The sequence below is a fragment of the Nonomuraea recticatena genome (assembly GCF_039533245.1).
Taxonomy (GTDB): domain Bacteria; phylum Actinomycetota; class Actinomycetes; order Streptosporangiales; family Streptosporangiaceae; genus Nonomuraea; species Nonomuraea roseola.
On the sequence record NZ_BAAATE010000056.1, the window covers coordinates 1 to 14,367 of the forward strand.

The 14,367-nt window shown below is 71.7% G+C and carries 14 protein-coding genes; 7 read left to right on the forward strand and 7 right to left on the reverse strand.

Annotated features, from left to right (window positions below; translation table 11 throughout):
- Positions 1–341: 341 nt before the first annotated feature.
- The 5 genes from ABFX50_RS47840 to ABFX50_RS47860 form a co-directional block, all read right to left on the reverse strand.
- Positions 342–1,268 carry an EI24 domain-containing protein gene (locus ABFX50_RS47840; protein WP_346157289.1) on the reverse strand — a complete coding sequence of 309 codons (927 nt, stop codon included), beginning with the start codon at positions 1,266–1,268 and terminating at the stop codon, positions 342–344.
- Positions 1,269–1,277: 9 nt separating this feature from the next.
- Positions 1,278–1,859 (reverse strand): Maf family protein, encoded by a 582-nt coding sequence (locus ABFX50_RS47845; protein ID WP_346157291.1) that lies wholly within the window; start codon positions 1,857–1,859, stop codon positions 1,278–1,280.
- A 145-nt stretch (positions 1,860–2,004) separates the two neighbouring features.
- Positions 2,005–2,748 carry a DUF937 domain-containing protein gene (locus ABFX50_RS47850; RefSeq protein ID WP_346157293.1) on the reverse strand — a complete coding sequence of 248 codons (744 nt, stop codon included), beginning with the start codon at positions 2,746–2,748 and terminating at the stop codon, positions 2,005–2,007.
- Positions 2,749–2,794: 46 nt separating this feature from the next.
- Positions 2,795–4,741, reverse strand: a complete 1,947-nt coding sequence (gene ftsH / locus ABFX50_RS47855; protein ID WP_312895539.1) for an ATP-dependent zinc metalloprotease FtsH — start codon at positions 4,739–4,741, stop codon at positions 2,795–2,797.
- Positions 4,742–4,778: 37 nt separating this feature from the next.
- Positions 4,779–5,573 (reverse strand): hypothetical protein, encoded by a 795-nt coding sequence (locus ABFX50_RS47860; RefSeq protein WP_346157298.1) that lies wholly within the window; start codon positions 5,571–5,573, stop codon positions 4,779–4,781.
- A 209-nt stretch (positions 5,574–5,782) separates the two neighbouring features.
- On the opposite strand from ABFX50_RS47860, the gene ABFX50_RS47865 reads away from it, so the two are divergent.
- On the forward strand, positions 5,783–6,631 hold the full coding sequence (locus ABFX50_RS47865) for a DUF3616 domain-containing protein (RefSeq protein ID WP_346157303.1): 849 nt from the start codon (positions 5,783–5,785) through the stop codon (positions 6,629–6,631).
- On the opposite strand, the gene ABFX50_RS47870 is transcribed toward ABFX50_RS47865, so the two are convergent.
- Together ABFX50_RS47870 and ABFX50_RS47875 are read right to left on the reverse strand one after the other, a co-directional pair.
- Positions 6,621–7,250, reverse strand: a complete 630-nt coding sequence (locus tag ABFX50_RS47870; protein WP_346157305.1) for an aminoacyl-tRNA hydrolase — start codon at positions 7,248–7,250, stop codon at positions 6,621–6,623. The two genes, ABFX50_RS47865 and ABFX50_RS47870, sit on opposite strands and share 11 nt — an antisense overlap.
- Positions 7,192–8,475 carry an MFS transporter gene (locus ABFX50_RS47875; RefSeq protein WP_346157306.1) on the reverse strand — a complete coding sequence of 428 codons (1,284 nt, stop codon included), beginning with the start codon at positions 8,473–8,475 and terminating at the stop codon, positions 7,192–7,194. The genes ABFX50_RS47870 and ABFX50_RS47875 overlap by 59 nt, the downstream gene beginning before the upstream one ends.
- A 72-nt stretch (positions 8,476–8,547) precedes the next feature.
- Here ABFX50_RS47875 and ABFX50_RS47880 point away from each other — a divergent pair, with 72 nt between their 5' ends.
- The 6 genes from ABFX50_RS47880 to ABFX50_RS47905 are packed head-to-tail and all read left to right on the forward strand — an operon-like array spanning position 8,548 to position 14,364.
- On the forward strand, positions 8,548–9,498 hold the full coding sequence (locus tag ABFX50_RS47880; protein WP_346157308.1) for a GlxA family transcriptional regulator: 951 nt from the start codon (positions 8,548–8,550) through the stop codon (positions 9,496–9,498).
- Positions 9,499–9,536: 38 nt separating this feature from the next.
- A complete protein-coding gene (locus ABFX50_RS47885; RefSeq protein WP_346157310.1) occupies positions 9,537–11,045 on the forward strand; it encodes an ABC transporter substrate-binding protein in 1,509 nt (502 codons plus the stop codon).
- On the forward strand, positions 11,045–12,004 hold the full coding sequence (locus tag ABFX50_RS47890) for an ABC transporter permease (protein ID WP_183647273.1): 960 nt from the start codon (positions 11,045–11,047) through the stop codon (positions 12,002–12,004). Before ABFX50_RS47885 ends, ABFX50_RS47890 begins: the two co-directional genes overlap by 1 nt.
- Entirely contained in the window at positions 12,001–12,807 is an 807-nt protein-coding gene (locus ABFX50_RS47895) for an ABC transporter permease (protein WP_346157314.1), read from the forward strand. Before ABFX50_RS47890 ends, ABFX50_RS47895 begins: the two co-directional genes overlap by 4 nt.
- Entirely contained in the window at positions 12,804–13,730 is a 927-nt protein-coding gene (locus ABFX50_RS47900; RefSeq protein WP_346157316.1) for an ABC transporter ATP-binding protein, read from the forward strand. The genes ABFX50_RS47895 and ABFX50_RS47900 overlap by 4 nt, the downstream gene beginning before the upstream one ends.
- Positions 13,714–14,364 carry an ABC transporter ATP-binding protein gene (locus tag ABFX50_RS47905; RefSeq protein WP_346157318.1) on the forward strand — a complete coding sequence of 217 codons (651 nt, stop codon included), beginning with the start codon at positions 13,714–13,716 and terminating at the stop codon, positions 14,362–14,364. The genes ABFX50_RS47900 and ABFX50_RS47905 overlap by 17 nt, the downstream gene beginning before the upstream one ends.
- The last annotated feature ends 3 nt before the right edge of the window (positions 14,365–14,367 follow it).

The window sequence follows — 14,367 nt, forward strand, 5'->3', positions numbered from 1 at the left end:
TCGTCGCTGACCTCCCACGGCTTCGCCCGCGCCACCCGTACTCCTCTCACGACCGCTACAGCGAGAGATCAAAGCACACCGGAGATCATTCTGTTAGACGCTTTAAGGGCTGGTCGAGGTGGTGGCCCACATCGGCGACCCCTCCGACACCGAGACCCGGTTCGTCAGGGTGTCTCGCGGCGCGGGCGCCGAACAGGGCCATCGACCACATGTCCAGGAACGACATGCCGCTGATGCCGACCCGTGAACAGGCGGTGTGGGCCGGTCCGTGGGCCGGTTCGTGGGCCGGCGACCGTGCCGGACTCAGGCCGGAGGGGAGGGCTCAAACCGGAGGGAAGGGCTCAGGCCGGAGGGGAACCGTACGGCGAGCCCCCGGTGGGCGGCATCCCGCGGGGAGGCGAGTCAGTGCCGGGCAACCGGGTGGGAGAAGACGGGGCGCCAGGCAAACCGGTGCCCCGCGGACCAGGGCCAGGCAGGCCGGTGCCACGCGGACCGGCGCCAGGCGAACCCGTGCCGGGCAGGCCGGTGGGCGGGGTAGGGATGAGGCGCGAACGGACCATGAGGGCGGCGCCCGCCACGGCCGCGGGCATCGCGATCACCGCCACCAGCGGCACCAGGAACAGCAGGAAGACCAGCACCCCGAACCCCAGCGCCGGCGCCTTGTTGCCGCGCAGGACGGCGAAGCGGTCGCGCCGCCGTATGCCGCGTCGCTCCATCGCGAGCGACGTCAGCTCAACTGTCAGGAAAAATCCGGACACGAGGGCGCCCAGCACCGGCACCACCGTCTGCCCGATCACCGGCACGAACCCCAGCAGGAACAGCGGGATGGTGAACATCAGCACGTAGAGCAGCGTCACCAGGCTGTCGCGCAGGGACCGGGGAAGCGATCGCCACCACGGCGTGTCATCGGGCCCGTCCAGCGGGTCGACCTTCTCCGACAGCTTCTCGTAGAAGGGCTCCCCGATCGTCAGCGTCAGCGCCGTGAACGTGACCACCGCCAACGCCAGCCCGCCGATGAACAGCAGCACTCCCAGCGCGCCCCTGAAGAAGTCGCGCCAGCCCTCGGACCAACCGTCGGCGAAGGGCGTGAGGAAGTCGGCGATGTCGTTGGCGTTGTTGCCCAGATAGACCAGAGCCGCCACATAGACGGCGAAAGCGATCAGTGCCGGGATGAGGCCGAACGCCCACCAACGGCCGTTTCTCGCCACCCAGGCGAGACCCTGGAAGAAGAACCCGATGCCACCGGCGAACTCCCGCAATGAACGCATGGGGAGAAACTAGCGCCAGAAGTCCGTCACCGCGTAACCGAGTTCGTCGAACAGCGAGCGAACCAGCGGCAGCGAGATCCCGAGGACGTTTCCGTGGTCGCCCTCGATGCTCTCGACGAACCATCCGCCTTGGCCGTCGAGGGTGAAGGCGCCCGCCACCTTGAGCGGCTCGCCGGTGGCGACGTAGGCCGCGATCTCCTGCTCGGACGGCGTGCCGAACCGCACCACCGTGGAGCCCACCTCGGCGGCCCGCCTGCCGGTGGCCGCGTCGATCACGCAGTGGCCGGTCAGCAGCCTGCCGGTCCTGCCGCGCATCATGCGCCAGCGAGCCAGCGCCTCCTCGCCGTCGGCGGGCTTGCCGTACGGCCTGCCGTCGAGTTCGAGAATCGAGTCGCACCCGATGACGAGCCCCTCGGTGAGGCCCTCGGCGACGGCGGTGGCCTTGGCGACGGCCAGCTTCAGGGCCAGGTCGGACGGCAGGATCGCGGTGAGGGCCTCTTCGTCCACCCCGCTGACGATCACCTTGGGATCGAGCCCCGCGCTGCGGAGGAGGGCGAGGCGGGCGGGCGAGGCTGAGGCGAGCACGATCACCCGCCCAGTTTATCGGGCGCGACCCCCGCGACGGCCCGCGATCGGGCGCACCCGCACGGGCTCGGCGGCCCCACCTCCTCGGACGGTGATGACTCCCGCCGGGGAAACCGGAGGAACCGGGCCGATGGAGCCGCACAGTCAGCGATCACCAGTCGGGGTTGGTGCCGCCCCTCGGGGTGTCCTCGCGTGCGGGCGGGGCCTCCTCCGGCCGAGGACGGCTCTCCTGGCCCCCACCGGGCGCCTCGGGTCGCGGCCTGGGTTCCTGGCCGCCGCCAGGCGCCTCCTGACCTGGCCGGGGAGCCTGGCCGCCGCCTCCCAGCATCCCTCCGAGCACGTCACCAAGGCCGCCTCCACCAGCGCCCTTGCCGCCCAGGATGCTGCCCAGCAGCCCGCCCAGCACGTCCCCGAGGCCACCGCCGCGCGCCGACGACTGCTCCCTGTCGAGGTCGTCGGCCACCGCCCCCGCGTCCATCCCCTGCCTGTTCGCCCTGTTGGCCAGCAGCGACATCACGATCGGCGCCAGCGCGGCGAGCAGCTTCATCACCTGCTGCGAGTTCAGCCCCGCGAACTGCGAGATCCCCGCCGCCGCCTGCTCGGTCCCCTGCTGCCCGAGCACGTGCCCGAGGATGCCGTGCCCCTCCCGCTCCAGACCCTGGGGGTCGGCGGTGACGGCGGTGAAGGGGTCCTTGTCGACGTGCTGGTCCAGCGCGCTGCGCAGGGCCTGCGCTCCCTGCGCGTCACCCGTCCTGTGCGCCATGCCGCCGACGATGGTGCCCACCGCCGCCTCGACCGCGGTGCGGGCCTGCGCGGTGTCGGTGCCCAGCAGACCGGCGATCTGCTGGAGCCCCGAGTCGCCGAGGGCGGCGAAGAGTTCGTCGTTGAGAGCCACAGGCCGAAGCTGCCCCGGTCAGCACCCGGATAAGACCATGGAGAGGTCAGTGCGGCTTGGGCTCGACGGCGGGCCTGTTGGCGCGCGGGAGGCCCGCGGCCGCGTAGGCCTGCGCCTCGTCGAGCGTCTCCTGTTCCAGCAGCGCCAGGACGATCGCCTCGAGCCTGTCGCGGTTCTCGGTGAGGACCCTCGTGGCGACCTCGTAGCACTCGTCGACGATCCTGCGCACCTCCTCGTCCAGGGCGGCGAGGGTGTGCGGGGCGGCCTGCGGCTGGCCGTCGCTGGGCAGGATGCTGAGGGGGCCGATCTTCTCCGACATGCCCCACCTGCCGACCATGCCGCGGGCGATCATCGTGACCTGCTCGAGGTCGTTCTCCGCGCCCGTGGTGATGACGCCGTAGATCACCTGCTCGGCCGCCATGCCGCCGAGCGCGCCGATGATGCGTCCGCGCAGGTACTTCTCGTCGTAGGCGTAGCGGTCGGTGTCGGGGGTGGACAGCGTGACGCCCAGCGCCCTGCCGCGCGGGATGATCGAGATCTTCCTGACCGGGTCGGCGCCCGGCTGCAGCATGCCGAGCAGCGCGTGGCCCGCCTCGTGGTAGGCGGTCCTGGTGCGCTCCTCCTCCGGCATGACGATCGAGCGGACCGCGCCGAGCTGCAGCTTCTCCAGCGCGTCGGCGAAGTCGGCGGCCGAGACCTTCTCCTTGCCTCGCTTGGCCGCCAGCAGGGCGGCCTCGTTGACCAGGTTGGCCAGGTCCGCGCCTGTCATGCCCGGCGAGGTCTTGGCCAGCTGCTCCAGGCTGACGTCGCCGTCCAGCGGGACGCCTCTGGTGTGGACCCTGAGGATGGCGACGCGGCCCGCCGCGTCGGGCGGGGCGACCATGACCGTACGGTCGAACCGGCCTGGACGCAGCAGCGCGGGGTCGAGCACCTCGGGCCTGTTGGTGGCGCCGATGACGATGACGCCCTCGGCGCCGGAGAAGCCGTCCATCTCGGTGAGGATCTGGTTGAGCGTCTGCTCGCGCTCGTCGTGCCCGCCGAGACCGCTGGCGCCGCCTCGGGCGCGGCCGATGGCGTCGATCTCGTCGATGAAGATGATCGAGGGCGCGACCTTGCGGGCCTCCTCGAACAGCTCGCGGACGCGCGAGGCGCCGACGCCGACGATCATCTCGATGAACTCCGAGGCGCTGGCCGAGAAGAACGGCACGTCGGCCTCACCTGCGACCGCCCTGGCCAGCAGCGTCTTGCCGGTGCCGGGAGGGCCGGCGAGCAGGACGCCCTTGGGCAGCTTGGCGCCGAGCCTGCGGTACTTGGCCGGGTCCTTCAGGTAGTCGACGATCTCGACGAGCTCGTTCTCCACCTCGTCGATGCCCGCGACGTCCTCGAAGGTGACCCGGATCTTGTCGCTCTCGATCGGCTTGGCCGCCTTCGACTTGCCGAGGCCGCCGAGCCCCCCTCCGCCCATCATGCTCGCGCCACGGCGCATGACCCAGATCCACAGTCCCGCGAGGACGGCGATCGGCAGCAGCGACAGCAGCAGGTTGAGCAGGAAACCGCGGCTGCCCGTGCTGATCGGCTCGGCCTTGATCTCCACGCCCGCGGCGGTCAGCTGCTGGTAGAGCTGGTCGTCGTTGGCGAAGACCGGGATCTCGGTGACGAACTTGGTGTAGGTCTTGTTGGCGCTGTCGGGGTCGGTCGCGGCCTTCTTCAGGTCTCCCTGGACGGAGTAGCCCTGGGCGTAGACCTCCTTGACGTTGTTCGCCGTCACCTGCTTGGTGAACTGGCTGTAGGAGATCGTCTCGACCTGACCCTCGTCGAAGAAGCTGGAGATCAGGAAGAACCCCGCGTAGACCACGAGGAGCGTGATGACGAAGCGCCACCAGTTGATCTTGGGACGGCCGCCCGCTCCGCCCCCCGGCAGGCCCTCGGCGCGCCACGGCTTGGGACGGTCCTTGTCCGGCTCCTTCTTCGGCACGCTCGAACGCTCAGCCACGGCGTCACTCCCCCAAATCGCCGCATACATGATCGCTCTAGCCTAGAACACGCACCCCCGAGGTCACGCGGCGGATGTCCGCCCATCTCTTCTTGTGGGTGTCGGGGATGGTGACGAAGACCAGGGCGGGCTTGGCCTGTCCCCCGTCGAGCACGACGACGGCGGCCACGGAGGAGCGCTTGCCGTATCTCACCTGGTAGACCAGCGACCACCCCTTCTTGACCGGCTGGGTGCCGAGCCAGCGGATCACCGCGCCCTTGGGATGGTGGTTGAGGGTCCAGCGGGCGGCCAGCTGGGCGGTGTCGCGCAGCGACTTCTGCGCCTCGATCGGCACGGGACAGCTGACCAGCATGCCTCTCGGGCTTCTGCCCGCAGGGGGCAGCACCTGCCTGGAGGTGAAGGGGGCCGCGCCGTACCTCTTCCACGGGCCGCGCAGGCGTGGCACGCTCACGCCGGTCTTGGCGTCCCTGATCACCCCGCGGGTCTTGATCGGCTTGCCCGGCAGCGCGCGCAGCTTGACGCGGCCCGGCAGCTTCGGCACGCGGCGGTCGGCGGCCAGCGCCTCCATGGCGGTGTAGCCCGGCGCGATGGAGGCGCCGGGGCTGGGGATCGCCGCGGGAGTCGGCTCGGGAGTCGCCGTGGGGGCGGAGCTTGGGGTGGGGGTCGGGGTGGGGCTGGGTGAAGGGGTGGACGAGGCCGGCACGGCCGGTGGCGCGGCGACCGGCCGGGCGGCGGCCTCGTCCGCCCTTCCCGACTGCGCGATGGCGAGCACGCCCGTGCCGGCGACGGCCAGCGCGGCGACGACCGCGAGCATCCGGTAGATGTCTCGCATGCGCAGGTCACCCAGGCGACTGCGCTTGAGCGGAGAGCCAGTGGGCCTCGCTTGGAACTTCACCTGAGGCCCCGCGGGCCCACTCTCCCCATCGAGCACGATCGGGAGCGTACGACATATCTCTGGATTGCGTGTAGAAAGCACGCATGGTGGAACTCCGATTTGACCAGGCGTCACGAGACGCGCAAACGCACACGAATCTGTCCGCGTTGCGCGCCGATGCCACCGGTCTGTGGATCGCGGGTGACGAAACCGCCACCATCGAGCGTCTGACCTGGACCGGAGAGCGCTACGACCACCAGCGCACCTTCCATCTCGCCGACCACGTGGACCTGCCCGCGGGCAGGGACGACGAGGCCGACATCGAGGGCCTCGCGCGGGCCGGAGGGTGGCTCTGGGCGGTGGGCTCGCACAGCCTCAAGCGCAGGCGCGCCAAGTCGCGGGAGAAGGCCGCCAAGCGGCTCAGCGCGATCATCCGCGAGCCCAACAGGTTCGTCCTCGTACGGCTCCCGCTGGAGGGCGACGGGCTCGGAAAGGGCGCCATCCTCACAGGACTGGCCGACGCGCTGGCCGACGACCCGCACCTCGGCCCCTTCACCGCCATTCCCGGCAAGGACAACGGGCTGGACATCGAGGGCCTCGCCGTGGTCGGCGACAGGGTCCTGCTCGGCCTGCGCGGCCCCGTGCTGCGCGGCTGGGCGGTCGTGCTGGAGCTCGACCTGCGCGAGGACGGCCCGCGCAGGCTCAAGCTCGGGGGCTACCACAAGCACTTCCTCGACCTGGGCGGCCTCGGGGTGCGCGATCTGTGCCCCTACGACGGCGACCTGCTCCTGCTCACGGGGCCGACCATGAGCCTGGACGGTCCGGTCAGGATCATGCGATGGGACGGGACGGGAGCGCCGGTGCCCGTCGCCGACCTGCCGTACGGCGTGGGCTGTGACCATCCCGAGGGACTGGCGGCGATGGGCGACGGCAGGCTCATGGTCGTCTACGACAGCCCGTCGCCCGCGAGGCTGACACCGGAGGGCGGCGTGCTGGCCGACCTCATCACGATCTGACGCGCAGCCACGGCACGTCCGCGACGAACGTGCACGAGCCCGGCGCGATCTCGGTGAAGCCCGCGTCGCGCACGACGGGCAGCCCGCCGGCGGCCAGCTCGTCGAAGCCCTCCGCCCGCCGCACCGAGACCCTCAGCCCCATCGACCTCCAGAGCTCCCGCTCCTCCTGCGAGCTGGCCCACCAGGCCAGCTGGGCGGCGTGACCCGCCTGCGCCATCGCCTTGCCCGCCGACATCTCCAGCGTCGGGTTCTCCCACAGGATCGGCGGCCCGGCAGGACCTGGCTCGGTGGAGTCGGCCAGCTCCGTGCCGCCCACCTGCAGCTTGGCCAGCTCCTTCGGCCAGGCGTCCAGCGGGACAGGCGGGTGGACGCGCACCTCGGCGCTGCCGTGCTCCACCGTACGGCCAGGCAGCTCGATCGCCCTGCGCCATTCGGCGCCGCGCGCTCTGCGCACCACCTTGCGGATCCTGCCGGTGGACTGCCATGTCTCCAGCTCGGCCCGCCACTCGCCGGGATCGTCGAGCAGGCCGAGCACGGCCATGGCGGCCGCCTCCAGCGCGTCAGTGCGCTCGGGCGGCGTCGCGCGTTCGATCCTGACCACCAGCGGGAGCACCATCATGGCTTCCAGCATGCCGCACGGCCAGCGACATCACCGCCGCCAGGAGGCACAGCGCGCCCGCGGCGTACCAGGCGAGGTCGTAGGCGCCCAGGTGGTCGCGGGTGAGTCCCGCGCCGATCGCGGCGACCGCCGCGCCGACCTGGTGGGAGGCGAACACCCAGCCGAAGACCACCGAGCCGTCGGCGCCGTAGATCTTCCTGCACAGCGCGACCGTGGGCGGCACGGTGGCCACCCAGTCCAGGCCGTAGAAGATGATGAACAGCAGCATGCTCGGCTCGGTGGTGGCGGCGAACAGCCCGGGAAGGACCATGAGCGAAAGGCCGCGCAGCACGTAGTAGACGCCGAGCAGCACCTTCGGGTCGACCTTGTCGCTGAGCCAGCCCGAGGCGACGGTGCCGACGACGTCGAAGATGCCTACCAGGGCCAGCAGGCCGGCCGCGGTGGCCTGGGGCATGCCGTGGTCGTGGGCGGCGGGGATGAAGTGCGTGCCGACCAGGCCGTTGGTGCTCGCTCCGCAGATGGCGAAGCCGCCGGCGAGGAACCAGAAGGCCCGGGTCCTCGCCGCGCTCCGCAGGACGGCCAGCGCCCTGACGGCGGCGTTGGCAGTCGGTCTGCGCACCACGACGGCGGGGCCGCCCAGCGGCGTGGTGCCCACGTCGGAGGGGTGGTCGCGCAGGAACACCCAGACCAGCGGCACGACGATCAGGGCGGCGGCCGTCACGGTGAGGGAGGCCACCCGCCAGCCGGGGCCCTCGGCCAGCCAGGCCAGCACGGGCAGGAAGACGAGCTGCCCCGTGGCCCCTCCCGCGGTGAGCACGCCGGTGACGATGCCCCTGTGCCTGACGAACCACCGGTCGGTGACGGTCGCCACGAACACCAGCGCCATCGAGCCGGTGCCCAGGCCGACGAGCACGCCCCAGCAGAGCACGAGCTGCCAGCTCGCTCCCATGAACACCGTCAGCCCGCTGCCGAGCGCGACGAGAGTGAGTGCGGCGGCCACGACCCTGCGCATGCCGAAGCGGTCCATGAGAGCGGCGGCGAAGGGGGCGGTCAGGCCGTACAGGACCAGGTTGATCGAGACGGCGAGGGAGATCTCCCCCGTGGACCAGCCGAACTCCTCGTGGAGCGGCGTGATCAGGACGCCGGGGGTGGCGCGGAATCCCGCCGCACCCAGAATCGCCACAAAGGCGACACCGGCCACCAGCCACGCACGATGCACTCTCATGCCGAGAATTCTCCCCACGCACGATATTTCGACGTAAGTGGCCGGAAAGCCAATATGTGAAAGAATCAGGCCATGACCCACCGGATCGCCGTGGTCGTCCTCGACGACTTCGCCCCGCTCGACCTGGGCATACCCGGCCAGCTGTTCTGGGCGGCGCGCGACGGCGACGGCAGCCATCTGTACGAGGTCGTGACCTGTTCGCTCGACAAGGCTCCGGTCAGGACGAGCGCCGGCTACAGCGTGCTGCCCGACCACGGGCTCGAGGTGCTCGACACCGCCGACACCGTGCTGGTGCCGGGCGTCCACGGCGGCCCCGCGATGACCTCGGGCGCCATCCCCGGCAGGCTGCGCGACGCCCTTCGGGGGCGGCCGAGGGTGATGTCCATCTGCACGGGCGCCTTCGTCCTGGCCGCGGCTGGCCTGCTCGACGGCAGGCCCGCGACCACCCACTGGATGTACGCCGCCCGCCTGCGCAGGCTCTTCCCCGAGGTGCTCCTCGATCCGGACGTGCTGTTCGTCGACGACGGCGACGTGCTCACCTCCGCCGGCGTCGCCTCGGGGCTCGACCTGTGCCTGCACGTGATCCGCCGCGACCACGGCAGCGAGGTGGCCAACCGTACGGCCCGGCGCTGCGTCATGCCGCCGTGGCGCGAGGGCGGGCAGGCGCAGTTCATCGACCGACCGCTGCCCGAGCCCACCGGCACGGGAACCGCGGCGACCAGGCAGTGGATGCTGGAACACCTCGACGACCCGCTCGACCTGGCCGCGCTGGCCGAGCACGCGCGGATGAGCGTGCGCACCTTCACCAGGCGCTTCAGGGAGGAGACCGGGCTCAGCCCGGCGCGCTGGCTGTCCCGCCAACGGGTGGAGCACGCCAGGCACCTGCTGGAGACCACCGACCTGGCGGTGGCCCAGATCGCCAGGCGCTCGGGGTTCGGCACCGCCGTGTCGCTGCGCCAGCACCTGCACGCGGCGGTGGGCGTGCCGCCGCTGGCGTACCGGCAGACCTTCCGCGGGACCTAATTGCGAATGATGTGCAACTACAAGTTAAAGTCAGCCATATGCTCTCGCGCCTGTGGCCGGCCGCGCTGGTCGCCGTCCTCGCTCTGACCGCCTGTTCCGCACCCTCCACCGCCCCTGCCGCTGACGACGCCTTCGTCATCGCGATCAGCTCGGAGTTCGAGACCCTGGACCCGGTCAAGGGCTACGCGCCCGACGGCGGGTCGATGATGTTCGACGGCCTCATGACCAGGAGCGCCGACCTCACGCTCAGGCCCGCGCTGGCGACCGCCCCTCCCGTCGTCTCGGCCGACGGCCTGAGCGCCGTCTTCACCCTGCGCCAGGGCGTGCGCTTCCATGACGGCAGGCCGCTGACTGCCAAGGACGTGGCCTACACCTACACCTCGGTCAAGGGCTCGCCGATCGGCGGCGACTACGAGGCCATCGACACGGTGACCGCCAAGGACGACCACACGGTGGAGTTCAGGCTGAAGCACGCCTACGCGCCGCTGACCCAGCGCACCACGCTCGGCATCGTCCCCGAGGGCGGCTTTCCCGCCGGCAAGCCGGTCGGCACCGGGCCCTACACCTTCGTCTCGTGGACGCCCGGCGACAAGGTCGTCATGACGGCGAACAAGGACTACTGGGGCGGCGCCCCCGCCATCGGCAGGGTCGTGGTGGCCTTCGCCGCCGACGACAACGTCAGGGCCACGCGCCTGGCCGCCGGTGAGTTCGACGCGACGATCCTGCCGCCGAAGGCCGCGGCCAGGTTCGAGAACCAGCGGGGCCTCAGGGTCTACAAGGTCGACAGCGCCGACTACCGCGGCATCATGTGGCCCTTCAAGCAGAAGGTCACCGGCGACGTGGCGATCCGCAAGGCGATGAGCCTGGCCATCGACAGGCAGGCGATGGTCGACACGATCCTGGCGGGGGCGGGCAAGCCCGCCTACGGCCCGATCTCCCCCGACACCGTCTGGCACAACCCCTCGGTCACCGGCAGGACCGACCCCGAGGCGGCCAGGAAGCTTCTCGACGAGGCGGGGCACAAGCCGGGCCCCGACGGCATCAGGGCGAGCTTCACGCTGATGTACCCGGCGGGCGACTCGCTGCGCAAGGAGCTGTCCCTGGCCGTCGCCTCCGACGCCAAGAAGATCGGCATCGACGTGAAGCTGGCCGGCCTCGACTGGGACGCGATCGAGCCGCGCATGGCCAGGGACGCGCTGATGATGGGCTACGGCAGCCCGTACGACCCCGACTACGTCAACTTCGAGCTCTTCCACTCCAGGTATGCGGGACAGGGCTTCTTCAACCCGGGCCACTACGACAACCCCGAGGTCGACGCGGCCCTGGAGAAGGGCAGGGCCAGCACCGACCAGGCCGTGCGCAGGCAGGCCTACCAGGACTTCCAGCAGCTCGTCCACGACGACGAGGCCTGGACCTACCTCGCCTTCCTCAAGCACGTCTACGTCATCCGCGGCGACTACCAGGGCGTCATCCCCTCGGTCGACGCCCATGAGCACGCCACCGGCGGGCTCTTCCGCGACCTGCACACCTGGAAGCCCGCCGCCTGATGCTGAGAATCGTGCTCTGGCGGCTGGCCTTCGCCGTGCCGCTGCTGCTGGCGGTCACCGCCGCGATGTTCGCGCTGGCCGCCAACTCCCCCTTCGACCCCGTCCGCCAGTACCTCGGCGACCGCGCGATGGTCACCTCGCCCGAGGTCGTCGCCAGGATCAGGGCCGAGTGGGGCCTCGACAGGCCGCTGCTCGAGCAGTACGCCACCTGGCTCGGCAACCTGTCCTCCGGGCAGCTGGGCGAGTCCCACTCCTTCAACAGGCCGGTGCTCGACGTGATCCTCGAACGCCTGCCGTGGACGCTGCTCGCCACCGGCTGCGCGATCGTCCTCATGCTGGCCGGCAGCCTGGTCGTGGGCACGCTGGCCGCCTGGCGCAAGGGCTCGGCGCTCGACAGGATCATCACCGGTGGCGCGCTCGCCAACGAGTCGGCGCCGGTGTTCTGGCTGGCGCTCGCGGCGATCTACGTCTTCGCCGTGACGCTGCGCTGGCTGCCCGCGGGCGGGCTGACCGACGCGGGCTCCACGACGCTCGACCCGCTCGACGTCGCCGCCCACATGGTGCTGCCGGTGACGGTGCTGGCGATCTCACAGTCGTCCTGGCTCGTCCTGTACGTCAGGGAGTCGGTCATCGCGACCCTGCGCGAGGACTTCGTGCTCGGCGCCAGGTCGCGCGGACTGCGGGAGCGCACCGTGGTCGTCAGGCACGCGCTGAGGGCGGCGCTGCTGCCGTTCCTCACCCTGCTCGGGGCGCGCGTGCCCGAGCTGGTGACCGGCGCGATCCTGGTCGAGACCGTCTTCTCCTGGCCCGGCGTCGCCTCCGCCACCGTGCAGGCGGCGCTGTCCGTGGACTTCCCCCTGCTCGCCGTGCTCACCCTGCTCGGCACGCTCGCCGTCGTCGCGGGCAACCTCCTGGCCGACCTCGCCTACCGCATCGCCGACCCTCGGACCGCCTCATGAGAACCGCCGCCTTCGTCCTGGTCGCGCTCGGCCTGGCCGTCCTGCTGGTGCCGCCGATCTTCCAGCTCGACCAGCAGCTCGTGGACCTGCGCGCGGCGGGCCTGCCGCCCTCGCTTGCCCACCCTCTCGGCACCGACGAGGTGGGCCGCGACGTGCTGCTGCGCTGCGTGTACGGCCTGCGTGTCTCCTTCCTCGTCGGCCTGGTCGCCGCGCTGGTCAGCATGGCCATCGGCGGCACGCTCGGCCTGGCGGCCGGCAGCGCGGGCGGCCTGGTCGACAGGCTGCTGATGCGGGTGGTCGACGGCTTCTCCTCGCTGCCGCACCTGCTGCTCGGCATCTTCATCGTGGCGATGTTCGCGCCGAGCCCGGTGGCCGTGGTCGTCTCCGTGGGCATCACCCACTGGACCTCCGCCGCCCGCATCGTCCGCTCGGAGGTGCTGTCGCTGCGCGGGCGGCCCTTCGTGGAGGCGGCCATCTCGGGCGGCGCGAGCCGCTCCCGCGTGATCTACCGGCACCTGCTGCCCCACCTGGTGCCGCACCTGCTGCTGGCGATGGTGCTGATGGTGCCGCACGCCATCTGGCACGAGACGGCGCTGAGCTTCCTCGGCCTCGGGCTGCCGCCGCACCTGGCCTCGCTCGGCAACATGATCAACGACGGTCAGCGCTCGCTGCTGGCGGGCAACTGGTGGTCCAGCCTGGCGCCCGGCCTGTTCATCCTGGCTCCCACGCTGGCAGTGTCGGTGCTGTCGCAGCGCTGGCGCGACCGGCTCAACCCTCGGATGCGATCGGAGCTCGCGCTGTGAAACTCGAGGTCACGGGGCTCACGGTGAGCTTCTCCATCCCAGGGGCGACCGTCCGCGCGGTCACCGACGCCTCCTTCTCCGTACGGCGGGGCGAGTGCCTGGCGCTGGTCGGCGAGTCGGGCTGCGGCAAGTCGGTCCTGGCCCACGCGCTGCTCGGCCTGCTGCCCGGCAACGCGCGGGTGTCGGGGAAGGCGATGCTCTCCTCCGAGCTCGACCTGCTGTCGGCCTCGCCCGCCGTCCTCGCGGGCAGGGTGCGCGGCAGGCAGATCGGGCTGATCCCGCAGAGCCCCGCCACGCACCTCACCCCTGTCCGCACCGCGCGGGCGCAGCTGGAGGAGGCCCTCGAGGAGCTCGGCTCCACCAGGAGCGCGGCGGAGCTGGCGGAGCGCTTCGGGCTCGCCCCCCGCGACCTGGACCGCTACCCGCACGAGCTCTCGGGCGGGATGGCCCAGCGGGTGGCCAACGCGATCGCGCTGGCGGGCGACCCCGAGGTGCTGATCGCCGACGAGCCCACCAGCGGGCTCGACAGGCCGCTGGTGGAGCGGACCATGGCGGTGTTGCGCGAGCTGTGCGAGGAGGGCAGGGCGGTGCTGGTCATCACCCACGACCTGCGCGCCGCCGCGCAGGTCGCCGACCGGCTCGCGGTGATGTACGCCAGCCGGCTGGTCGAGGCCGGCCCCGCGGCCGAGCTCCTCGACCGGCCGCGCCATCCCTACACGGCCGGGCTCGTCGCCGCACAGCCCGACAGGGAGTTCGTCGCCATCGCGGGGATGCCGCCCGAGGTGGCCGCGCTGCCCGAGGGCTGCGCGTTCGCGCCGCGCTGCGCGCACGTCACGGGGGCGTGCGCGCGGCAGCCGGCGATGAGCTCGGGAGTGTCCTGCCACCATCCGCTCAGGGAGGCCGCCCATGCTCAGGGCGCATGACATCACCGCAGGGTACGGCAGGCGCCCCGTGCTGTCGGGCGTCTCGCTGGAGGTGCCGCCAGGACGGACCGTGGGGCTCGGCGGGCCCAGCGGCTGCGGCAAGTCGACGCTGGCCAGGGTGCTGTCGCTGATGATGCGGCCCACCTCGGGCGAGGTGTCGATCGACGGCGCCGTCGTGTCGCGGTGGCGCCAGCGCGCGCCCCGCTCGCTCAGGACCAGCGTGGCGCTGCTCTACCAGCAGCCCAGGACGGCCGTGGACCCGCGCATGACGCTGCGCGAGATCATCGCCGAACCGCCTGCGGCCGCGGGACGGCGCTCGCCGTCCCTGGTCGCCTCGCTGGCCGGGGAGGTGGGGCTGACCGGCGACCTGCTCACGCGGCGGCCCCACGAGGTGTCCGACGGGCAGCTGCAGCGGGCCTGCCTGGCCAGGGCGCTGACGCTGGAGCCGCGCTACCTGATCTGCGACGAGATGACCACGATGCTGGACACGTCCACGCAGGCGCACCTCGTGGCGGTGGTCCTGGCCTACCAGGCGCGGACGGGGGCGGGCGTCCTGGCGATCAGCCACGACCGGGTCCTGCTGGACCGCTGGGCCGACTCGACCGTCGCCTGGGGCGCCCGGCCCGCCGTCTGACCG

Bases quoted from the DNA above. Each gene is read 5' to 3' on its own strand.
- ABFX50_RS47895 (WP_346157314.1), top strand. From the start codon at position 12,001: ATGAGAACCGCCGCCTTCGTCCTGGTCGCGCTCGGCCTGGCCGTCCTG.
- ABFX50_RS47875 (WP_346157306.1), bottom strand. From the start codon at position 8,475: ATGAGAGTGCATCGTGCGTGGCTGGTGGCCGGTGTCGCCTTTGTGGCG.
- ABFX50_RS47885 (WP_346157310.1), top strand. From the start codon at position 9,537: ATGCTCTCGCGCCTGTGGCCGGCCGCGCTGGTCGCCGTCCTCGCTCTG.
- ABFX50_RS47840 (WP_346157289.1), bottom strand. From the start codon at position 1,268: ATGCGTTCATTGCGGGAGTTCGCCGGTGGCATCGGGTTCTTCTTCCAG.
- ABFX50_RS47880 (WP_346157308.1), top strand. From the start codon at position 8,548: ATGACCCACCGGATCGCCGTGGTCGTCCTCGACGACTTCGCCCCGCTC.
- ABFX50_RS47870 (WP_346157305.1), bottom strand. From the start codon at position 7,250: ATGATGGTGCTCCCGCTGGTGGTCAGGATCGAACGCGCGACGCCGCCC.
- ABFX50_RS47890 (WP_183647273.1), top strand. From the start codon at position 11,045: ATGCTGAGAATCGTGCTCTGGCGGCTGGCCTTCGCCGTGCCGCTGCTG.
- ABFX50_RS47860 (WP_346157298.1), bottom strand. From the start codon at position 5,573: ATGCGAGACATCTACCGGATGCTCGCGGTCGTCGCCGCGCTGGCCGTC.
- ABFX50_RS47905 (WP_346157318.1), top strand. From the start codon at position 13,714: ATGCTCAGGGCGCATGACATCACCGCAGGGTACGGCAGGCGCCCCGTG.